Source organism: Helicobacter mastomyrinus, assembly GCF_039555295.1.
GTDB lineage: Bacteria > Campylobacterota > Campylobacteria > Campylobacterales > Helicobacteraceae > Helicobacter_C > Helicobacter_C mastomyrinus.
On the sequence record NZ_CP145316.1, the window covers coordinates 926,508 to 945,963 of the forward strand.

General features: G+C 37.0%; 25 protein-coding genes and 1 pseudogene. 10 read left to right on the forward strand and 16 right to left on the reverse strand.

What is annotated here, in order from left to right; translation table 11 throughout:
* The first annotated feature begins 3 nt into the window (after positions 1-3).
* From yihA to V3I05_RS04655, 8 genes are all read left to right on the forward strand, one after another.
* Complete coding sequence (yihA, locus tag V3I05_RS04620; RefSeq protein ID WP_295698048.1) at positions 4-660, forward strand: ribosome biogenesis GTP-binding protein YihA/YsxC; 657 nt, start codon at positions 4-6, stop codon at positions 658-660.
* Positions 650-1,120, forward strand: a complete 471-nt coding sequence (locus tag V3I05_RS04625) for an N-acetyltransferase (protein ID WP_295698051.1) — start codon at positions 650-652, stop codon at positions 1,118-1,120. Before yihA ends, V3I05_RS04625 begins: the two co-directional genes overlap by 11 nt.
* Positions 1,084-1,536 (forward strand): hypothetical protein, encoded by a 453-nt coding sequence (locus V3I05_RS04630; protein WP_295698052.1) that lies wholly within the window; start codon positions 1,084-1,086, stop codon positions 1,534-1,536. The genes V3I05_RS04625 and V3I05_RS04630 overlap by 37 nt, the downstream gene beginning before the upstream one ends.
* Positions 1,533-3,317: a penicillin-binding protein 2 gene (mrdA, locus tag V3I05_RS04635; RefSeq protein ID WP_300446407.1), complete on the forward strand. Its 1,785-nt coding sequence runs from the start codon at positions 1,533-1,535 to the stop codon at positions 3,315-3,317. Before V3I05_RS04630 ends, mrdA begins: the two co-directional genes overlap by 4 nt.
* An 18-nt stretch (positions 3,318-3,335) precedes the next feature.
* Positions 3,336-4,325: a UDP-N-acetylglucosamine 4,6-dehydratase (inverting) gene (gene pseB / locus V3I05_RS04640; protein WP_343354249.1), complete on the forward strand. Its 990-nt coding sequence runs from the start codon at positions 3,336-3,338 to the stop codon at positions 4,323-4,325.
* A gap of 74 nt (positions 4,326-4,399) precedes the next feature.
* Positions 4,400-4,891, forward strand: a complete 492-nt coding sequence (locus tag V3I05_RS04645) for a ferritin (protein WP_300446410.1) — start codon at positions 4,400-4,402, stop codon at positions 4,889-4,891.
* Between the two features lie 73 nt (positions 4,892-4,964).
* On the forward strand, positions 4,965-6,188 hold the full coding sequence (gene coaBC / locus V3I05_RS04650; RefSeq protein WP_343354193.1) for a bifunctional phosphopantothenoylcysteine decarboxylase/phosphopantothenate--cysteine ligase CoaBC: 1,224 nt from the start codon (positions 4,965-4,967) through the stop codon (positions 6,186-6,188).
* 12 nt (positions 6,189-6,200) lie between these two features.
* Positions 6,201-6,929 carry a hypothetical protein gene (locus tag V3I05_RS04655; RefSeq protein WP_343354194.1) on the forward strand — a complete coding sequence of 243 codons (729 nt, stop codon included), beginning with the start codon at positions 6,201-6,203 and terminating at the stop codon, positions 6,927-6,929.
* A gap of 588 nt (positions 6,930-7,517) precedes the next feature.
* Here V3I05_RS04655 and rrpB read toward each other — a convergent pair.
* Positions 7,518-7,850, reverse strand: a complete 333-nt coding sequence (rrpB, locus tag V3I05_RS04660; RefSeq protein WP_295698064.1) for a MarR family transcription factor RrpB — start codon at positions 7,848-7,850, stop codon at positions 7,518-7,520.
* A gap of 180 nt (positions 7,851-8,030) precedes the next feature.
* On the opposite strand from rrpB, the gene V3I05_RS04665 reads away from it, so the two are divergent.
* Positions 8,031-8,675 carry an NAD(P)-dependent oxidoreductase gene (locus V3I05_RS04665; RefSeq protein WP_343354195.1) on the forward strand — a complete coding sequence of 215 codons (645 nt, stop codon included), beginning with the start codon at positions 8,031-8,033 and terminating at the stop codon, positions 8,673-8,675.
* A 147-nt stretch (positions 8,676-8,822) separates the two neighbouring features.
* Here V3I05_RS04665 and V3I05_RS04670 read toward each other — a convergent pair whose 3' ends face one another.
* The 5 genes from V3I05_RS04670 to rmuC (V3I05_RS04690) are packed head-to-tail and all read right to left on the reverse strand — an operon-like array spanning position 8,823 to position 11,795.
* Entirely contained in the window at positions 8,823-9,215 is a 393-nt protein-coding gene (locus V3I05_RS04670) for a hypothetical protein (protein ID WP_343354196.1), read from the reverse strand.
* 2 nt (positions 9,216-9,217) lie between these two features.
* On the reverse strand, positions 9,218-9,889 hold the full coding sequence (locus V3I05_RS04675; RefSeq protein ID WP_343354197.1) for a hypothetical protein: 672 nt from the start codon (positions 9,887-9,889) through the stop codon (positions 9,218-9,220).
* A complete protein-coding gene (locus V3I05_RS04680; RefSeq protein ID WP_343354198.1) occupies positions 9,886-10,260 on the reverse strand; it encodes a hypothetical protein in 375 nt (124 codons plus the stop codon). The genes V3I05_RS04675 and V3I05_RS04680 overlap by 4 nt, the downstream gene beginning before the upstream one ends.
* 1 nt (position 10,261) lies before the next feature.
* Positions 10,262-10,711 carry a DNA recombination protein RmuC gene (rmuC, locus tag V3I05_RS04685; RefSeq protein WP_343354199.1) on the reverse strand — a complete coding sequence of 150 codons (450 nt, stop codon included), beginning with the start codon at positions 10,709-10,711 and terminating at the stop codon, positions 10,262-10,264.
* A complete protein-coding gene (gene rmuC / locus V3I05_RS04690) occupies positions 10,599-11,795 on the reverse strand; it encodes a DNA recombination protein RmuC (RefSeq protein WP_343354200.1) in 1,197 nt (398 codons plus the stop codon). Before rmuC (V3I05_RS04690) ends, rmuC (V3I05_RS04685) begins: the two co-directional genes overlap by 113 nt.
* A gap of 114 nt (positions 11,796-11,909) precedes the next feature.
* On the opposite strand from rmuC (V3I05_RS04690), the gene V3I05_RS04695 reads away from it, so the two are divergent.
* A complete protein-coding gene (locus V3I05_RS04695; protein WP_300446424.1) occupies positions 11,910-12,164 on the forward strand; it encodes a helix-turn-helix domain-containing protein in 255 nt (84 codons plus the stop codon).
* Positions 12,165-12,491: 327 nt separating this feature from the next.
* On the opposite strand, the gene V3I05_RS04700 is transcribed toward V3I05_RS04695, so the two are convergent.
* The 10 genes and pseudogenes from V3I05_RS04700 to V3I05_RS10650 all read right to left on the reverse strand — a co-directional run bounded on the left by V3I05_RS04700 (position 12,492) and on the right by V3I05_RS10650 (position 19,448).
* Positions 12,492-13,250: an urease accessory protein UreD gene (locus tag V3I05_RS04700; RefSeq protein WP_295698081.1), complete on the reverse strand. Its 759-nt coding sequence runs from the start codon at positions 13,248-13,250 to the stop codon at positions 12,492-12,494.
* Between the two features lie 2 nt (positions 13,251-13,252).
* Entirely contained in the window at positions 13,253-13,852 is a 600-nt protein-coding gene (gene ureG / locus V3I05_RS04705; RefSeq protein WP_300446428.1) for an urease accessory protein UreG, read from the reverse strand.
* Positions 13,853-13,861: 9 nt separating this feature from the next.
* A complete protein-coding gene (locus V3I05_RS04710) occupies positions 13,862-14,524 on the reverse strand; it encodes an urease accessory protein UreF (RefSeq protein WP_295698086.1) in 663 nt (220 codons plus the stop codon).
* A 1-nt stretch (position 14,525) separates the two neighbouring features.
* On the reverse strand, positions 14,526-15,032 hold the full coding sequence (locus tag V3I05_RS04715; RefSeq protein WP_295698088.1) for an urease accessory protein UreE: 507 nt from the start codon (positions 15,030-15,032) through the stop codon (positions 14,526-14,528).
* Positions 15,029-15,541, reverse strand: a complete 513-nt coding sequence (locus tag V3I05_RS04720) for an AmiS/UreI family transporter (RefSeq protein WP_295698091.1) — start codon at positions 15,539-15,541, stop codon at positions 15,029-15,031. Before V3I05_RS04720 ends, V3I05_RS04715 begins: the two co-directional genes overlap by 4 nt.
* A gap of 9 nt (positions 15,542-15,550) precedes the next feature.
* A complete protein-coding gene (gene ureB / locus V3I05_RS04725) occupies positions 15,551-17,260 on the reverse strand; it encodes an urease subunit beta (protein WP_300450088.1) in 1,710 nt (569 codons plus the stop codon).
* Positions 17,261-17,275: 15 nt separating this feature from the next.
* Positions 17,276-17,953 carry an urease subunit alpha gene (gene ureA, locus V3I05_RS04730; RefSeq protein ID WP_300446433.1) on the reverse strand — a complete coding sequence of 226 codons (678 nt, stop codon included), beginning with the start codon at positions 17,951-17,953 and terminating at the stop codon, positions 17,276-17,278.
* A gap of 136 nt (positions 17,954-18,089) precedes the next feature.
* Positions 18,090-18,644, reverse strand: a pseudogene (locus tag V3I05_RS04735) (DNA adenine methylase); the annotation flags it as partial.
* Between the two features lie 4 nt (positions 18,645-18,648).
* Positions 18,649-19,272, reverse strand: a complete 624-nt coding sequence (locus V3I05_RS04740; RefSeq protein ID WP_343354201.1) for an HNH endonuclease signature motif containing protein — start codon at positions 19,270-19,272, stop codon at positions 18,649-18,651.
* A gap of 74 nt (positions 19,273-19,346) precedes the next feature.
* Complete coding sequence (locus V3I05_RS10650) at positions 19,347-19,448, reverse strand: hypothetical protein (RefSeq protein WP_295698098.1); 102 nt, start codon at positions 19,446-19,448, stop codon at positions 19,347-19,349.
* Positions 19,449-19,456: the final 8 nt, after the last annotated feature.

Here is a 19,456-nt window from a genome sequence, read left to right on the forward strand (position 1 = left end):
AATATGGTGCAAGTGTTGGAATCTCGTTTTTTAAGCAGTGCAAGCAGTATCGATAACGCCCCATCACCCAGTACTACGGAGATTGTATGCTTAGGACGTAGCAATGTGGGCAAAAGCACCTTTATCAACGCGCTTTTAAATAAGCCTTTAGCAAAAAGCTCCGCCACACCGGGCAAAACACAGCTTATTAATTTTTTTTACTCTTTATGGGCGATGAGAAATGAGCGCATTCCATTGACTTTGATTGATTTGCCCGGATTTGGGTATGCAAAGGTAAGCAAAAGTCTCAAAAATGAATGGCAAAAGCATTTATTGCCATTTCTAAGCAATCGCCCATCAATTAAACTCTTTTTACATTTAGTAGATTCAAGACATACAGATATGGAGGCGGATATAATGATGAATGAAGTGCTTAAAAGTATATGTCGTGGCGATAGTCGCATTATGAGAATCTACACTAAAGCTGATAAACTCACGCAATCTGCTCTCAATACCCTTAAAAGTAAGATAGAGAATCTATCGCATAATGAGACAGATTCACAGCAGATATATCACTTTCTTTTTAGTGCCACTGCAAAAAATCATCGCAAAATGACCTCTATTGCTAATATGCGTGAATCTATCATTACCCACACATTAGGATACTCAAATGGCGTATAACATTATCAAACCCACACTTGCAGACATACCTGCTATGCGAGAAATTGTCAATATTGAAGTGAAAAATGGCAATATTTTAGAGCGGAGCGAAGATGAAATGGCAAATGCTATCCGCTCCTATCATATAATAAAAGATGATGAGAGTGGGGAGATAGCGGGATTTTGCGCTTTGTATATTTATTCCAAGGATTTAGCAGAGGTACGCTCTTTGGTTGTAAAAGATACTTTGCGCGGACAGGGCTTAGGGAGTAAGCTCATACAAAAGGCTATCGATGAAGGCAGGGCGTTAGGGATAAAGGAGATTCTCACTCTTACCTATCGAGCGCATTTGTTTCAAAGGCTAGGTTTTGTTATAATAGACAAATCACTTTTGCCAAATCACAAAATATGGGCGGATTGTATCAAATGCAAACATTTTCCAATATGCGACGAAATAGCACTTATAAACAAACTCTCATAAGTATCCTACTCTTTGTAGGATTTTATGTCTATGAGAGTGTAGCGAGTATGCAGATGTGGCTACCACCATTTATTGGCGTGTGTTTAAGCCTGTTTATGCGCTTTGACAAACAAGATAATTTTTATGGATTTTTAGCTGTTGTTTTAGGTGTGATACTCATAGAAGCAGAGAATAATCTCCCTATGGGTATGCTTTTAGGCTTGTTTTTATTTTTATCATTTTTGGTGATTCCGCGCATACAGGCTGTGCTCGATACACCTCGTATTGCTCGGGCTATTTATGTGGTTTTAGCTTATGTGGGATTTTACTTTCTGGCTCTTATGATAGATGGCTTAATGGGAAGTAGTATCGCGCCAAATATGTGGATTGTGCTTTATTATATGTTTATTGAGATTATTGTAGTGATGTTTGTATGAATACACGTTATGCAATTCTTGTTATTTGTATGGTGATAGTGTGGCTTATCATCAGCATACGTTTGTTTGTTATTAATGTGATTAATCACGAGTATTATGAAAAATTTGCCGAAAAAAATGCCATCAGGACAGAAGTTTTGCTCCCTATGCGTGGCTTGATTGTCGATAGGAACAATGAGCCTTTAGCCATTAATGAACTAGGATTTTCTGTATCATTAGTCCCTAAGATTCGAGATAAAAGTATTCTTGAGCGAGAAATACAACATATCGTGTCATTTCTGCCACATTTGGATAAAGATAATCTTTTAAAACTCTACGAAAAGAACAATCACGCCTATAATCACAATCCTGTGGAATTAGTGCATTTTGTGCCTTATGCACAAATGCTAGGAATCTACGCCCATCTTAAACGTTCCTCTTATGTGATTGTGGCGGCAAATAGCAAAAGATTCTATCCTAATGAAAGCACCGCCTCCCACGTAATCGGCTATGTGGCTAAGGCAAGCAATAAAGATATTCAAAATAATCCATTATCAGCATATAGTAAGATTATAGGTAAAGAAGGTATAGAAAAAACATATAATACCTACTTACAAGGTGAGGCTGGATATAGAAAATCACAAATTAACTCTTTGTATAAAGAAGTGAAACTATTACAAGAAGATAATGTGCTTAAACGCAATGATTTGCGGCTTTCACTTGATTTGAAACTGCAAGAAAGTATTGATGCAGAATTTGCACAACGTTCTGGAGCAGTTATAGTAATGAATGTACACAATGGGGAGATTCTCGCTGCAGGTAGTTACCCAGAATATAATATTAATTATTTTGTTGATGGTATTAGCCATAAAAATTGGCAGGAATTAATAGAAAATGTGCATAAGCCCCTGATTAATAAGCTCGTATATGGTCGCTATCCACCCGGCTCGGTTATTAAAATGGGTATGTTGCTTAGCTTTTTAGAATTTGCAAATATTAATGAAAACTCCGTGATTCAAACTCCAGCTTTTGTTGAATTTGGAAATCGAAAGTTCCGCGATTGGAAAGCAGGAGGACACGGCAGTGCTGATGCAATCAAGGCAATTAGAGAATCTGTAGATGTATATTTTTATATCCTCTCTCAATATACGGGGATTGAAAATATGGCAAATGTGCTTAAACAAATGGGTATTGGTAGGCTTACGGGAGTGGATATTCCCAATGAGGTAAGTGGGATTCTGCCCACACCTGAATGGAAACTAAGGCGATATGGAGAGCAATGGTATACAGGCGATACAATTACTACATCAATAGGACAGGGCTATTTTCTCTCCACACCTATACAGATTGCGCGCTATACCGCCCTTATAGCTTCTGGTAAGCTTGTAACACCGCATTTTGCTAAAGATTTCAATGGAGAGCAAGCCGTATTTGCGACTAAAGATGTGCTCAACGATGTGCAAAAATCAAAACTTAATGTTTTGCGCAAAGGTATGTATCAGGTTTGCTCTATGCCGGGTGGGACAGCATACTCCCGCGCACAAGGCTCACAAGTAAAGCTTGCATGTAAGACAGGGACAGCTCAAGTAGTGGGTATCCCTCAAGATGTGCAAAAACGTATTAAAGAATCCGAAATGGAATATTTCCATCGCTCTCACGCTTGGATTACTGCATTTTTACCCTATGAAAATCCACAATATGCAGTAACCATTCTAATAGAACACGGTGGGAGTGGTGGGAGTGGCGCACCTGTGCTTGTGAAAATCGCAAATAAGCTTAAAGAGCTAGGCTATGTCAAATAAGGAGCACAGATGAAGCATATAGTAGATTCTAAAACGATTTTGATTACAGGCGGCACAGGGAGCTTTGGCAAAAAGTGCGTAGAGATACTCTTAAAACAGCATAATCCTAAAAAAATTATCGTTTATAGCCGCGATGAGCTAAAGCAATATGAAATGGCACAGATGTTTAATGATAAGAGAATGCGCTATTTTATCGGTGATGTGCGGGATTTATCACGTCTTGAGGTAGCCCTTAGTGGTGTAGATATTTGTATCCACGCAGCAGCCCTAAAGCACGTGCCGATTGCAGAATACAATCCTATGGAGTGCATTAAAACTAATATTGATGGCGCGAGTAATGTTATTAGCGCGTGTTTAAGCAATAATGTCAAGCATATCATCGCCCTAAGCACAGATAAAGCGGCAAATCCCATCAATCTCTATGGCGCTACTAAGCTGTGTTCGGATAAACTTTTTATCACAGCAAATAATATCAAGGGGAGCAAGGATTCAAAATTTAGCGTGGTGCGCTATGGCAATGTCGTAGGCTCACGCGGTTCTGTTATTCCATTTTTTCAAAAGCTAATTAAAGATGGCGCCACAGAACTGCCTATCACTGATGAACGTATGAGCCGATTCTTTATCACTTTAGAATCTGGGGTAAATTTTGTGCTAGAGAGTTTAGAGCGAATGCACGGAGGAGAAATTTTTATCCCCAAGATTCCAAGCATAAAGATTACTCAACTTGCTAAAACTCTCGCCCCGCATTTGCCTCATAAAATTATTGGTATCCGTCCGGGAGAAAAACTACACGAAGTGATGGTGCCTCGTGATGATTCTCATTTGTGCGTAGAATTTGATAGATTTTTCATCATTATGCCAACGATTAATTTCCAAACACCAATCAATTATCATAAAACGTTTAAAGGCGAGTGTGGCATGAGTGTAGCCTCTGGATTTGAGTATAGTAGTGAGAGCAATTCGTGGTGGCTTGAAGCTGATGATATTCTCAAAATTATTCAAAAATGATAAAAATTTAAGTAAAAATTTAGAAAATAGATTCTACAATTCCGCGTTTCCAAATTCTCATTAAAGGATACAAAATGATTTCAAATGAAATTGTAAAATTGCTCAATGAGCAAATCGCAAAAGAAATGTATGCGGCTAATCTCTATTTGAGTATGAGCTCTTGGTGCTATGAAAATAGCTTTGATGGTGCAGGGTTGTTTTTATTCCAACACGCCGATGAGGAAAGCAGACACGCTAAACGTCTTATCACTTATTTGAATGAAACAGATTCAAAAGTAAGCATTGGGCAAGTAGCCGCTCCAGAATCTAACTTTAATGGCTTACTTGATGTGTTTGAAAAAACTTACGCCCACGAGCAAAAAATCACTCAATCTATTAATGATTTGGTAGATTTTACACTCAAAAACAAAGATTATTCTACATTTAATTTCTTGCAATGGTATGTCAGCGAACAGCACGAAGAGGAAGCACTTTTCCGCGGTATCGTAGATAAAATTAAGCTTATTGGTTCTAAAGATGATGGTCCCTATCTTGCAGATAGATTCATCAAAGATCTTGCGAAGTAATCTCAAAATAAGCTTTTCTTTGCTAGATTCTCTCATACAAAGCCCTAAATTTTAGGGCTTGATAGGAGAATATATGCAGCATATTTTCACAAACAAAAAAATCCTTATTTGCATTAGCGGCAGCATTGCTGTATATAAAATGCTTGATTGTATTTCACAGCTTTATAAATACGGCGCAGAGATAAAAGTTGTTATGAGCGATGAAGCCTGTAAGTTTGTGAATCCTCTTAGTTTTGAAACCCTAAGCCATCACATCGTCCTTGTTGAATCTAATCAAAGCTGGGCAAATGCAGATACAGAGGGCATTAATCATATCGCTTATGCTAAATGGGCGGATATTGTGCTTATCGCTCCGGCAACGGCTAATACCATTGCAAAAATCGCCTGTGGTATAGCAGATTCTGTCTTGCTTAGCACACTTCTAGCCGCTCCCGCGCCAAAGATTCTAGCTCCCGCGATGAATACAGCTATGCTCTATGCCCCTCAAACACAACGCAATCTCGCTACATTAGCACAAATGGATTATCACATTATCCCTTCACGCTCGGGTGTGCTTGCCTGTGGCGATGAGGGAGATGGCGCACTTGCGGATATTGATGAGATTATTTTTACCCTAGCTCAAGCCCTCACTACAAGGAGCACATTTTGGGATAAGAGAGAGGTGATTATTAGCGGTGGTGGCTCAAAGGAGAACATTGATGAGGTGCGCTATATCTCTAATCACAGCAGCGGCAAACAGGCAAGTGCATTGGCCTTAGCGCTTTTTACATTGGGTGCGAGGGTAACGCTTATCTCAAGTGCCTTTCCGTTAAAACTCCCTCTGGCTATCAAATGTGTGAATGTCCAAGATGTGCAATCCTTTGATAATGCTATAAATAACGCCCTCCACACTATAGATTCCAAGAAAAAGCCTATTGTGTTTATGGCAGCAGCTCTCGCAGACTATGCCCCACCATCTCAAAAGGGCAAACTCAAAAAAGCACAAATAGGTGAGATTCTACAGCTTACCTGCCATAAGACAAAAGATATTCTTGCCTCTATTCCACCTGATATTGCCTATAAAGTGGGCTTTAAGGCGGAGATTGATGACTTAGAGGCACAAAACTACGCACAAGATATGTTACAAGCAAAGTCCGCTCAAATGGTGTGTTTAAATGTGATTAGCGAGGAAAATCCCTTTGGGAATGATAATAACAGCATACAGCTCATCACACATAAGGGCGTAGAAACGCTTAAAGGCTCAAAGTTTAAAGTGGCTTTAGGGATTGCTGTAAGTTTAGAATCCCTCCTTAAGTGACAGGATTGACAAATGATAGGCGCATTGCAAAAGATTTCCACCGCGCTCAAAAGCACACAAACGCCCACTACCTATAATGCCTCATTGCCTATTTTGATTAAGGTATTAGCAAAGCTAAAGGGCGATATGTATCTTTTGCAAATTGGCACACAAAAGATTGAGACAAAAAGCTATAAGCCCCTGCATATTGGGGAGCGATATTGGGGTGAAATGGGGCGAAGCTCCCTAGGGCATATTGCATTAAAAAACCTCATCGCGCAGCCTAAAATTATGGAAATGTTTTTTGACGCACCACTTAAATTTTCATTACAGAATCTGCAGGAAATGGGAGAAAAGAGTGATATTTTTGAAGGATTTAGAGATTTTTTGAGCTATAAACTCGCAGAAGCAAAAAGCAGGGAGGAGTTCATTTTTTTAAGCCATCTTTTGCTTGGACTAAAACATGGTGTGCTAAGCCTTGTGATTGATGAGAAAAATGAAGTGTTACAAATGAAAAGATATGGCACGAACAAAGTGCGATTTAGCTCAATAATGCCGCTTTTGGGGATTGTGGAGGGGGAAATTGGTGTGCATAAAGAGGGCAATACGCTTGATATGAAAGTGCTTTATCAAAGCACAAAAACGCTCCTTGAGCAGAATTTGAATAAACTTAAGGGCTTTAAGATTGGCAAAATCAGCATTAATACCCACCTTAGCCCATTCTATGAGTATAAAGAAGCCCTGCTTGATGTGCGCGGATAATGAGACAATGCTTTAGCTTTTGTGTCTGCATAGCTTTATCATATAGCCCTATTTTTTAGAGCACTTCATCTTGTAGAGCAAAACTTACAAATGCCTAAAAAGCAGACTTTAGCTAAAGCTAATGCTTTACTATCATAGCGTTTGCAAATATAGCTTCACATTTTGTTTCTTTTGCTGTGCGGATATATTATCCCCCTCCTTTTGGAGATTACCTTGCCTTGCCTTTCTTTTCTCCACTCCTTAAGAGAGATTCCTTTCTCTATTCCCCCTCCCACAAGGGAAGGGGCTTTTTTGTTCTCCTTCTATTATAGAGTTTATATTGTTTTATCCTCCCTTGCAGAATTTCTCTCACCTTTTGTTCCCCCCCCTCCCAAAGCGAAGGGGGGTTAGGGGATGGGAATAAAAATATATTTAATTAAAGAGAGTAGGAGAATTTAAAGTCTTTCCCCTTAAGTGAAGCATATAGTTGAATCGGGGGGGGGGATATATTCAAACGTGGGTAGTGTGTGGGAGGAAGATCTTAAAGATTCTAAGCAAAGAGAGAAAGCGTTTTGCATTTTTATAGTTTTCTATAAAAATTAAGCGGTATTAATGTGAATCTTGATATTTCTCTCCCCAACTTTTAAGCGCATCAAGCACACTCTCTAGGCTTTGCCCTAGCTCTGTGAGAGAATACTCCACTTTTGGTGGCACTTGCGGATATACCTTGCGCTTAATGAGCTTTGCTGCTTCAAGTTCTCGTAGATTCTGTGTGAGCACATTTTGGGATATATTTTGATTTTTTGTCTCACTCGCTAGTTTTTTAAGCTCCCCAAATCGCTTTGTGCCACTGAGTAAATCGCGTATGATGATAAGCTTCCATTTGTTACCAATAAGATTGAGGCTTGTCTCCACAGGACAGGGTGAAACATAGGCATTCATCTACACTCCTTATAAAAAATCTATAAAAATTATATCACAGATTTTCCCTATTTTACATAAAGGTATAGAAAATCTAACTACATTATAATTTTATACCTACTTGATTTTAATAACTAAGTGTATTTATAATGCTAAGTGCAAAAATCATTTTGCAATGTTTTATTATATTAAGGAGCATCAATGAAAATAGCGATTTTATGTGCGAGTGGTAAAAGTGGCAGATGTGTATTAGAAGCAGCATTAAGGGCAAACTTGGAGATTGTGGCATTTGTCCGTAATCGCGCAAAGGCGGATTTCCCCGCAAATGTAAAGCTTGTAGAAAAGGATATTTTCGCATTAGATTCACAAGATTTGCAGGGCTTTGATGTGATTGTCGATGCCTTTGCTGAATGGGTCAATTTAGAGCTGCATATAAAGCATATCAAGCATTTAGTGCAGATTTTGCAAGGCAATAAGGCGCGATTTATCATCGTGGGCGGTGCGAGAAGTCTCTATATGGAGAGTTCGCACACTACAAGGCTTATGGATACGCCTGATTTTCCAGCTGAATATTTAGGCGTGGCAAAGGCTACGGCTGATGTGCTAGCATTTATCCGCACACAAGATTCTCTTAATTGGCTTTATATCTCCCCTGCGGCGATATATGACTTTGAGGGGGCAGAGAGTGGCAAATACGAGATTATAGGCGAGGAATTTAAGCTAAATGCGCAAAATCAAAGCTATATTAGTTACAAAGATTATGCTCTAGCGCTTATTGAGATTGCTACAAACACAAATTTTGAAAGCAAATATGCTAAGAGGCGCATTTCACTCCTTGCAAAATAATTAGGGCTTTAGCCCACTGCTTAACTGCAAAAAAATGCGAGGATTGCAAAATTATTAGCAAGATACGTGGGGAATGAGTGTGTTATTGAGGTTATTAAATCGCCCATAAATAAAAAAGGGGGCATTGGCAACACTTGGTAAAGCTTTTCAATCAAAATCGATAATCTTGCACTCACCTTTATCTATGAGTTCTTGCCTGAGATTTGTTAGATAGGAAGTGAGGTTACCTATCATAGCAGTTTGTAACTCTTGCACTTTGATTAAAACTTCATTCTCTCTATGGTAGCTTTTACCATTTATATGAGTAAAGGATACAACATCGTAGCTACATCGCGTTTCTGCAAATACATTATCTATATATTGGCAAATAAATTTAGATTTCTCATCGGCATTGTATTCCCTGTTTGTTACCCTAAATTCAATCTTGCCTCCGTTCATATACTCTTCCCACGACTTATCTTTACAAACATATCTATCCTTTGCGTATAGAGATGAACCCATTACCAAACCTAAACCTAAAGTTAAAACTAATCTTTTCATATTTACTCCTCATTAAATACCATTGATTTACAATAGAATATATCTCCATTATTAACTGCTGCGCTGGTAGTTCTATATTTTCCTATAAACTTAAAGCCTGTGGTTTTATTAAGCATAATAAAATCTACATTATCAAATATACCAAACTTACCAAAGAATTGTATCTGCCTCTCCAATACCTCATCTTTAAATGAAGTAAGGATATTGTATATATAGTCTTTTTCTGCTGTGTATTTGATGTTTTTTTCAAATAAGCTCGTGCTGCTCTTTATGGGATTAAGCATAATGATATTGCTCTCTATCTTTTCAAACTCTAGCTTGCCTCTCTCTGTCTTATTAACTTTTTGCTTATAAGATAAGTGCTTCATATTCTTAGATACTCTTAAGGGCATACAATCTTTTGGATTGCTATGCTCACCTTGATAAAAAGCTATTTGATAAGTATTGAGATTTTTTATACTATCAATATTCACTAGCATATCTACTATCGCACCAAAGGTAGTGAAACCTTTTTGAGTGATGAGTTCTCTATCACGCCAAGTTTTAAAACTTAACATTTCCCATAACTCGCTCACATCTGCTTCTAAATAATAGAGTAATAGCAATATGGGGAGCGCTGGTATGATTAAAACTAACACAATAATCCAAATAAAGCAATAGTATAAAAACTTCATTTCTTACCCTCATATTGCCCTAATTGCTTAGCTAATTTATTCGCACAGGCGTCAAAGCCTTTTTCATATAATTCTATATCTTTAGATTCAAGATAGGCATAAATTCTTTCTATTTCGTGGGAGCTGAGCTTATCTGCTTCTTCTCTCCTGCAATCCATTTCGTGCATTGACATTAAGCCAATTAATGTTGTACTATCAGTGTTCTTATTTATATCCTCCTTAACCACTCTTTTAATTGCGCATGCGCAAGACTTGTAGCCCATTCCAAATAATGTATTTTCTACATCACTAAAATCCTCTGCAAAAGCTCCTATTGCCAAAAGTCCTGCTAAAATTAACTTTTTCATTCTGTCTCCTTTTATTTCGTCCATATTACTCTCCTTCAACATTGGGTAGGTTTTTCTTAGGTGTAGCTCCAAAATTTTTAAGCGACTCAAATTTGCCACACAAGTTCCCTCTGCCACTCACAAGTTGCTTATCTAGCTTGTCAATATCGTCTCCTAAAGATTTGAAATGTTTTTGAATGCCCTGAAAACTTTCAATTGCAGTGGCAAACTTTTCATAAAAAGCATTAATCTCTTTAAATGCGCTTTGCACACTTTTTTCTCGTTGAATGTATGTCCAGCTTATATGAATAGTCTTTAATGCCATAAAAAGTGTATGAGGAGTAACTAAGTATATTTTTTTGCTATACGCATATTGATAAATGTTATGGTCTGCCGAGAGTGCTAGGTCTAAGATATTGTTGTATGGTAAAAAAAAGCAAAACATAATCATAGGTGTAGTCATTAAACTCTCTATAAGGTTTATCAGCAAGTTCATCTATACGATATTTCAGGTTTTTAGCTATCTCCTTTGCTATACGACTTTCCAGCTCCATATCAGAATCTGAAGTTAACGTTAAGTCATCGGGTAAAGGAAATTTAGAATCAATAATAATATTCCGCCTTTTATTATCATTTTCTGCACCACCATCTAAGAATACTACAGCATCGGGCTTATATCCTTTGTTTCCGTCTTTGAAATGTGTTTGAAGTTTATATTGCTCACCCTCAATAAGCCCACTATTTTCTAAAACATTTTTAAGCTGTATTTCTCCAAAATTGCCTCTTACCTTTTTGTCTCCTTTAAGAATCTTGCTTAATGATTCTGTAGTTGTTCTAGCATATTCAAACACACTTTTAATCTGTCCTTTTAGATTGGCTTCATTTTCTCTCAAATTAACCGAATATTCTTGGATAGTCTTTTTAATAGGTATAAAAACATCATCTAATGCTTTTTTAGAATCCCTATTAAATATCAGTTCCACTTTCTTGAGTACATTATCATCTTGTAGTTTAATGTATTTTTCTAGTCCTTTTTGAATACTTTCAAACATATCTTTATGTTGTGCTTTTTCCCTCTCGATATCGTTATTTAATTCATTAGTACGTTTTTCATTTGCCTCATTTGTCGCCTTAAATCTTGCATTATCATCTTTTATGCTTTGATTTTCTTTTCTTATTTGTTCTATATGTTCTTCTAGTTCTCCAATATTTTTATTTAAATTACAAATTTGCACTTCTTTATCTTTATTGTCTGCTTCAAGTTTTATCTTGTATTCGTGTATGGTGCTGTAATTTTCTTCAATAGTGTTTTTATCTTTATTCATCTGCTCAGCCTGCCTTAACAATTCTTCGATACGTTCATTTTTGTGTTTATTTTCTGCCTCAAGCTTTATTTTTGTTTCTTGTGCAATATCGCAAACCTCTTTCATTGCATATTTTTCTTTGCTCAGTCTTTCAATTTCTATTTCCAACTCTTCGTATTTTGTTTCAATTTTAATTTTTTCTGTATGTGTGCTAACAAATTTATAAACACAAATAACTGCTAATATTAGAACACACGTAATTGCAAAATAGATCATTTGACTTTCTCCTTATGTATTTATCCCATAGGATATATGAAAACACATTTTAACTTTGTAAAGTGCGTTATTCAATATCCCATAGGATAAGCTTTCTGTATCATCGGGGGAGTTATGCAAAATGGCTTTGGTAACGCCACGCAAGAAGAGATTCTAGCCTTTCATACACGCATATCACGTAAGATTCGCTCTTTACGTGAGGAGCGGGGAGTCTCGCAGCTTGACTTAGCTCTTGATATAGGCATTAAATCCGTAGCCTTTTATTCTAATTGTGAGAATAATCGCTATGGCAAACACTTCAACCTAGAGCATTGCTACAAAATCGCTAAATCCCTTGAAGTAGATATTACAGAGTTTTTTATGCCTTAATTTAGGCTTTTGTATGTAATAATGGAGGATTGATAATAGAAATTCTAAACCTTAGAATCTCACTTGATGATTCACACGAAGTGCTAATCCATACCTGTAAATTGCGTTGGCAAGTCATCAAGTGCAACCTTTTTCCCTCGTGGCTTTGCCACTGCGGGATTTGCCCCTTTTAAGGGGTTGCATGGCGGAAATGGGGGCTTAGCTCCCATTTACAAGACCTTTGTAGCAGCTTTAGCCACATACAACACGCAGTGTTTTATCCACACTTGCAAATAGCAAAGGCACAATAGATTAGAGCATAGAATCTATGCTAAGATAAAACTTAAGCTATTTCAATAGACTTTCTTTAAAATCAAGCAAGATTTCACTTTCATTGGCTAGAGCTTTAATAAGTATAACATCTCCGTGAGAGCTTATGCCGGCATTAAGCTTTGAATCTAAAACCTTAGCCTTTAATGCCTCCTTATCTATGCTTTTATCAAAGATAATGTAGCTTAAAAGATGTGTATGATGATAAAACATACAAAGGCTTTGAAGTGGCATTTGCGCAGGGATAAGCCTCATATTTTCAAAAAATATAAGTTTATTTTGAGCATAAAGGGCAATTTTTGAAGCAAATTGTTTAAAAGCAAATGTCTCACCTATCGCAACCCTACCCGCACAAAAGATTTCATCATAATAGAATCTACAATCCTCGTGTAAAAATACATTTGTATGTGCCTCAAAGGAGGAATTTTCAAAAGGAATGCAAGGCAGAGGAGAATAGCGCAAAAAAGCATCTTTTTCTACGACTATTTGCGTGTTTCTTTGGGCTTTGCCATCTTGTGTATTATGTATTTTCTCATAGCTTTGGGTGCTAAGGAGTATTTTGCTTTTTTCACCTATGCGTAAGTGTATTTCTTGCGTATCATCTTTCATTAACCCAGCAGAGACACACAGCAGCATAATCTCGGCAAAATCCCCATACTCTAGGGGCTGTATAATTTTAAAAGGTGGAGTGAAAAATACTTTATCTATGATATTTTTATTATCTGCTCCTACCTTTGTTATGAGCTCTAGCACACTTTTTTGCGGAAAGTTACTCATTATTATTTTTCTAAAAGGGCATAAGTTTTTATCCACTCTATTACATCTGCAATCCCCTCTTTTTGGCGGATATTTGTAAAGAGAAATGCCCTATCCCCTCTCATTTTTTGTGTATCATTTTTCATCACTTCTAGACTTGCTCCTACATACGAAGCTAAGTCAATTTTATTAATAAGCAATAAATCGGATCGTGTAATGCCCGGTCCCCCCTTTCTTGGGATCTTATCTCCCGCGCAAACATCAATAACAAATATCGTAAAATCGGCGAGTTCTGGGCTAAAGGTAGCAGAGAGATTATCTCCCCCACTTTCTATAAACACAATATCAAGTTCAGGAAAGCGCTCTAAAAGCTCATCTAAAGCTTCAAGATTCATAGAGGCGTCCTCCCTAATAGCTGTATGAGGGCAGCCTCCTGTCTCTACACCTATAATTCTCTCCTGTGGTAAAATGGAATTTTTGCTCAAAAATTGCGCATCTTCTTTTGTGTAAATATCATTTGTAATCACTGCGAGAGAGTATTCCTCGCTCATTGCTCGTGTGAGTGCTTCTATAAGTGCTGTTTTGCCACTTCCTACTGGTCCGCATACGCCTATTTTTACCATTTATTCTCCTTAAGACATATATAATCTTGAGTAGAGATTCTCGTGCTGCATAGCCTTGATTTCCTGATGAGGGCTTATAGCGCAAAAATCTGCTTCCCCTAAAGTTTCTAACTGTGTATATGCCATATCAAATTCTTTATGCAAACTCATAAGAATCTTTTGCCCTTCACCTTGGGCTAGGGGGATAAGCTTCACACAATTTGTAAGGGTGCTTGATATTTGGGTGTATATGTAGTGCTTTATGCAATCTTTGGGTTTAAAATGATGTGATTTGCAAAAGACGCCATAGCATATAGGATATAAGAAATAATTACTCATCTTGGCATAGTTTAAAAAAAGCTCCTTTTGCCCTTCTTGTGTTATTTGCAGTGTTTTTATGAATCTTATGCCTATTTTTTGCATAGCATTTCTTGATTCCTCTGCGGCACTTGCTGCGTATAAGAAGGATTCTAGCTCAAGGATTTTCTCTACATTTTTAGATTCTAAAGCAAGTTTAATACCTAGCATATCTGTATATAAAAATTGTGTGTGTAAATAAGATATGAGATATTCTCTAGCGTCTTTTTGATTCTTTATAGTGCCTAATTGCACATAGCTTTCTAACCCAAAAGAATGCGTATAACCTCCTATGGGGAAAAGTGAGTCGTTGATTTGCAAAAGTAAAAAGTTCATTTTAAGCCTTTTTAAATGCAATTTCGAAATTTGGACTATAAAGCATCTGTGGTTCTTTCATAAAGAGACTTTGGAGCCTATTTTTAGATTCTAAAATGCAGGGCTTTTTTTGAAAATCTATCTTAAGCCTTTCAAGCATTCTTTGCACCACTGGTTCAAAGGGTGTGTGAAACTCTTGCGTATTTTGTGCAAAGAATAAAGGAGCGTGGAGATTCCCAATCTCATAGCAAAAGTGAGCCACACTTCCCAAGTCGTGCAAACCCACGCAAATGGCAGAAGTGGGGATAATAGAGACAACTATCGCTTCACTATTTTCTAGGGCAAGTATATCTCCATCATTTAAGCCAGATGTTTTAGTAAGTTTTAATCCTATGAGTTTATTGCCTTGAGATGTAAGACGAGCGATTTTCTTATACGAATCAAACCATTCTATTTTTACTTCATCAATTTTAAGTGCTGTAGAATCTATATGCTTGATATTGCCACAAATTTTTTCTACAATTATCAATGCCAATATCCCAAAAAGAACAGCCAAGCAGGGATTAAAGCTGTGAAAATACCCTCTAAAATTGCCAAATAAGGCGTCCATTTCAATGTAATTTTAAGTACACATTCTACAAAACCTATGAACCATAGCACTCCCCAAGCAAGCCATATGCACATAAAAGCCTTTTCTTGAAAGCTCTCACCATAGCTAAGTAAAGCCGCGGGGATAGTATTTAGCGCTACAAATAGGCTATACCAGCCATACGCCCTTAAATCGAGGTTAAAAAGCAAATTACAAGCGATAAACAAATACGTAAATCCAAAAAGTAAGCTCATCGCCGCTGCATAAAAAGACTGAATCTCAGCAGAGGTTGCGCTCGCGCATATTACAAGAATAATGCTTGTAGTGATGGATAAAAAAGCGACAAAAAGATTCATAATAGCTGTGGTTTTTGCATCAATATTACTTAAGCGGCAAATGCCATTATTAATAAGCACAGCCCCAACATAGAGTAAAACAAGAGCTAGCATTTACTTCTCCTAAAATAAGCTATAAAGTTGTCCTAGAGGGACTTTATCTACACTTTTTGAGGTGATTGTTTGATTATTGATTTTTACTTCATAGGTTTGAGGATTGACTTCTATATGCGTGATAATATCATTATGCTTCATATCTTTTTTACCGATTTTACGGCAGTTTTTGACAGGCAGAATTCTTTTTTGCAAGCCTAATGTTTCTTGAATCTTTAAGTCATAAGCAGCTTGTGAAACAAAGGTGATGCTTGTATCATATTTTGCCTTTCCTTCTGCCCCAAACATCTTTGCATACACTACAGGCTGAGGAGTGGGGATAGAAGCATTTGCATCGCCAATTTTTGCCGCTACAATCATTCCATTTTTGATAATCATTTCAGGCTTTACACCAAAAAATGCAGGTTTATAAAGCACCAAATCAGCAAATTTACCCACCTCAACAGAGCCTACATAATCAGCAATGCCTGATGCAATAGCTGGGTTTATGGTGTATTTTGCAATGTATCTTTTGATTCTAAAATTATCATTTTCGCCTTGCTCTTCCTTAAGGCTTCCAAATTCATTTTTGCATTTATCTGCGACTTGCCATGTCCTTATGATAACCTCTCCTACCCGTCCCATTGCTTGGGAATCCGAACTTGTGATAGAAAACACCCCCATATCGTGTAGCACATCTTCTGCGGCAATACTTTCAGGTCTAATCCTACTATCTGCAAAGGCTACATCTTCTTTGATATTTTTATCTAAATGATGGCATACCATAAGCATATCTAAATGTTCATCAAGTGTATTTTTAGTAAATGGAAGCGTTGGGTTTGTGGAGGCAGGGAGGACATTTGCCTCTCCTGCGGCCTTAATAATATCTGGAGCGTGTCCGCCTCCTGCTCCTTCTGTGTGGAAAGTATGAATCGTTCTACCAGCTATGGCTTTAAGTGTATCTTCAACAAAGCCGCTTTCATTAAGCGTATCTGTATGTATGGCTACTTGCACATCGTAACGTTCTGCTACATTTAAGGCGTGATTGATTGCAGCAGGAGTGGAACCCCAATCCTCGTGTATTTTTAAGCCTATGGCACCAGCTTGTATTTGTTTGCTTAGGGCACTTTCACTTGAGCTATTTCCTTTACCCAAAAAGCCAAGATTCATTGTATAGGATTCAGCGGCTTTAAGCATACTTTTTATATTCACCTCTCCATTTGTGCAGGTTGTAGCATTTGTCCCAGCAGCTGGTCCTACCCCTCCTCCTATCATTGTAGTAACCCCGCTATAAAGGGCAGTTGGAATCTGTGTAGGAGAGATAAAGTGAATATGCGTATCAACGCCTCCAGCAGTGAGTATAAGCCCTTCTCCTGCCACAACTTCAATATTAGTCCCAACAATCATATTTTCCCCTACACCATCTTGCGTATCTGGATTCCCGGCTTTGCCAATACCTACGATTTTGCCTTCTCTTATACCAATATCAGCTTTATAAATACCTGTATAGTCAATAACAACTACATTTGTAATCACTAAATCAAGCATATTTGGATAATCACTCGCACATTGTGCCATACCATCACGTATTGTCTTGCCCCCGCCAAATTTAATCTCCTCTCCATAGAGGGTATAATCTTTCTCAATTTCTGCAAGCAAATGTGTATCTGCTAACCTTATTCTATCCCCGGTTGTAGGACCATACATCGAAGCATATTCTTTTCTTGAAATTTTTTTCATATCTTTCCTTTTTACTTATTCTGCGAAGTTTTGCTTTTGTGCGATTTTTATAGCTTTTTGCTCATTTTCTTGGTTAATAACCCCATTTGTTAGGTCGTTAAATCCTATTATCTTTTTCTTGCCTCCAAACTCTATAAGCTCCACATTTTTAACCTCTCCGGGTTCAAATCGCACAGAAGTTCCCGAAGCTATATTAAGACGTCTCCCAAAGGCTTTTTGTCTATCAAATTTTAAATATCTATTTACTTCAAAAAAATGGAAATGTGAGCCTACTTGTATAGGTCTATCCCCTTGGTTGCTTACTTTGAGAGATATACATTCTTTATTGACATTGAGGAGTATATCTTCATCTTTTAAGATATACTCTCCGGGTTTTAGCTTTCCATTGTCTTGTATAGGATTGTGGATTGTTACAAGCTTAGTGCCATCGGGGAAGGTAGCTTCTACTTGCACTTCGTGGAGCATATAGGCTACGCCATCAAGCACATCTTCAGTCTTTAGTATTTCTCTACCATAGCTCATAAGCTCAGCCACACTTTTATTTCCTTCTCGTGCGAGTTCCATAATCTCCATACTAAGCAGCGCTAAAGCTTCGACATAATTAAGCTTAATACCTCTTTCTTTCCGTTTTTTTGCAAGCTCTCCAGCATAGTGGAGCATAAGTTTATCTGTTTCTTTGGGTGTTAAATGCATTGTAATCCTTAATATAAAACTTTGCTTTATTAATTAAATCTTGAGAATCCTAATATTTAGGAAATAATGCTCTTTTTATGGCTTAAACTAGGCTTTTATTATGTGGGAATTGCCACTATTATATGCTACAAACAAGCTATTTATGTAAAATATGCAAATACTCTATTGTAGAATCTTGTTTGCACACACGTTTAGAATCAGCCTTAAAAAACGCTGGTGTTTTTGGCTTTTAAGCGCATATTTACCATATTTTTCAAAGATTTGTTTAATCTGTTCTAAGCTTAATAATCCCTCATCATTGTAGCTTAAAAAAATCCATTCAAAATGTGCGTTTTTGATAAGCGATTCTAACTCATTTGCTACTTTTGCTTTCTTACACCAATGTGATTTTGATATGTTCTTAAGCCTGTTTTGCCCTGCGGGATAAAGTCATCATAGAGGGCAATGGTGTTTAAAAGATGATAGTTTGCCCCATACTCTCTAGCATTATAAGGAGGGTCTAAGTAAAGAATATCACCACTAATGCTCTTAATAAGCATATTAGCGTCCTCATTAAATACTAAATGTTGATTTTCATTACATTCAAAATAAGCAGGGGTTATAAACATTTGCCTTGTGGCACTTTTTTAAGATGCTTTAAAAACGCTCCATAAACAGAAGCGGTATTCGCCACGCTATCAGCAGTTTCTAAAGATTTATTTTTGATAAATATGTTGATAATGGTATTTTAAAAATGCTTCTCTGCCATTGGTTGGCAAATTTTCAATATTTTTTCCATTAAAAAGATTTAATTTATTAAGATATGCTCTAGTGCTTCTATCCATTTTCTTTGAAAATAAAATCTCTCTATCTTGCGTAAAAGTGATAAGGCCTACACTTTTATCAAAAAGTTTATCAAACAATGGTGATAGCAACAATCCATTACACACATCAAGCCTTTCTTGATGACTGCAAAACACCCAAGGCTTAATATGTGATGCAATAAGAAGTTTTAAATCTTGTATATGTGTAATAGGGCATTCTTTTAATGTCTGTATTAATGCTTTTCTAAAATCTTGTTGCCCAATTCTTATATTTTGTAGGCTTTGACTTTCTGTAAGATTCCTTGTTTTTATCTGCTTAGAATCTAGAATAATTTGTATATCTGCATTCTTATTTTCTATATCATTAATAAAGCTTCTAAGCGCATATATGCCATAGGCAATTCTTATAAACTTTGGATTTCTTTGACAACGTTCTTGAATGGTGTTATTAGGCGTTTTTCCGCTTATCTCATTTTTGTCCTTATAGTGCCAAATATATTCATATAAGCATTTCAACGAGGCAAATCCCCCCCATTTTCTAGCATTACTTTTTCTATCGCCTCATCATAAGTCATTTCAAGCCCCCATTTTTATATTATCTTAATAAACTCTGTAATATTTACCCATCGTGAAAACCCCATACTATCTGGTTTGGCAAGCTCTAAAAATAAATCCATTTTTGTCTTTTTCATTTATGTTC

Coding starts and splice junctions, on each gene's coding strand:
- yihA (WP_295698048.1), top strand. CDS start 4: ATGGTGCAAGTGTTGGAATCTCGTTTTTTAAGCAGTGCAAGCAGTATC.
- V3I05_RS04625 (WP_295698051.1), top strand. CDS start 650: ATGGCGTATAACATTATCAAACCCACACTTGCAGACATACCTGCTATG.
- V3I05_RS04630 (WP_295698052.1), top strand. CDS start 1,084: ATGCGACGAAATAGCACTTATAAACAAACTCTCATAAGTATCCTACTC.
- mrdA (WP_300446407.1), top strand. CDS start 1,533: ATGAATACACGTTATGCAATTCTTGTTATTTGTATGGTGATAGTGTGG.
- V3I05_RS04645 (WP_300446410.1), top strand. CDS start 4,400: ATGATTTCAAATGAAATTGTAAAATTGCTCAATGAGCAAATCGCAAAA.
- coaBC (WP_343354193.1), top strand. CDS start 4,965: ATGCAGCATATTTTCACAAACAAAAAAATCCTTATTTGCATTAGCGGC.
- V3I05_RS04655 (WP_343354194.1), top strand. CDS start 6,201: ATGATAGGCGCATTGCAAAAGATTTCCACCGCGCTCAAAAGCACACAA.
- rrpB (WP_295698064.1), bottom strand. CDS start 7,850: ATGAATGCCTATGTTTCACCCTGTCCTGTGGAGACAAGCCTCAATCTT.
- V3I05_RS04665 (WP_343354195.1), top strand. CDS start 8,031: ATGAAAATAGCGATTTTATGTGCGAGTGGTAAAAGTGGCAGATGTGTA.
- V3I05_RS04670 (WP_343354196.1), bottom strand. CDS start 9,215: ATGAAAAGATTAGTTTTAACTTTAGGTTTAGGTTTGGTAATGGGTTCA.
- V3I05_RS04675 (WP_343354197.1), bottom strand. CDS start 9,889: ATGAAGTTTTTATACTATTGCTTTATTTGGATTATTGTGTTAGTTTTA.
- V3I05_RS04680 (WP_343354198.1), bottom strand. CDS start 10,260: ATGGACGAAATAAAAGGAGACAGAATGAAAAAGTTAATTTTAGCAGGA.
- rmuC (WP_343354199.1), bottom strand. CDS start 10,711: ATGAACTTGCTGATAAACCTTATAGAGAGTTTAATGACTACACCTATG.
- rmuC (WP_343354200.1), bottom strand. CDS start 11,795: ATGATCTATTTTGCAATTACGTGTGTTCTAATATTAGCAGTTATTTGT.
- V3I05_RS04695 (WP_300446424.1), top strand. CDS start 11,910: ATGCAAAATGGCTTTGGTAACGCCACGCAAGAAGAGATTCTAGCCTTT.
- V3I05_RS04700 (WP_295698081.1), bottom strand. CDS start 13,250: ATGAGTAACTTTCCGCAAAAAAGTGTGCTAGAGCTCATAACAAAGGTA.
- ureG (WP_300446428.1), bottom strand. CDS start 13,852: ATGGTAAAAATAGGCGTATGCGGACCAGTAGGAAGTGGCAAAACAGCA.
- V3I05_RS04710 (WP_295698086.1), bottom strand. CDS start 14,524: ATGAACTTTTTACTTTTGCAAATCAACGACTCACTTTTCCCCATAGGA.
- V3I05_RS04720 (WP_295698091.1), bottom strand. CDS start 15,541: ATGCTAGCTCTTGTTTTACTCTATGTTGGGGCTGTGCTTATTAATAAT.
- ureB (WP_300450088.1), bottom strand. CDS start 17,260: ATGAAAAAAATTTCAAGAAAAGAATATGCTTCGATGTATGGTCCTACA.
- ureA (WP_300446433.1), bottom strand. CDS start 17,953: ATGCATTTAACACCCAAAGAAACAGATAAACTTATGCTCCACTATGCT.
- V3I05_RS10650 (WP_295698098.1), bottom strand. CDS start 19,448: ATGAAAAAGACAAAAATGGATTTATTTTTAGAGCTTGCCAAACCAGAT.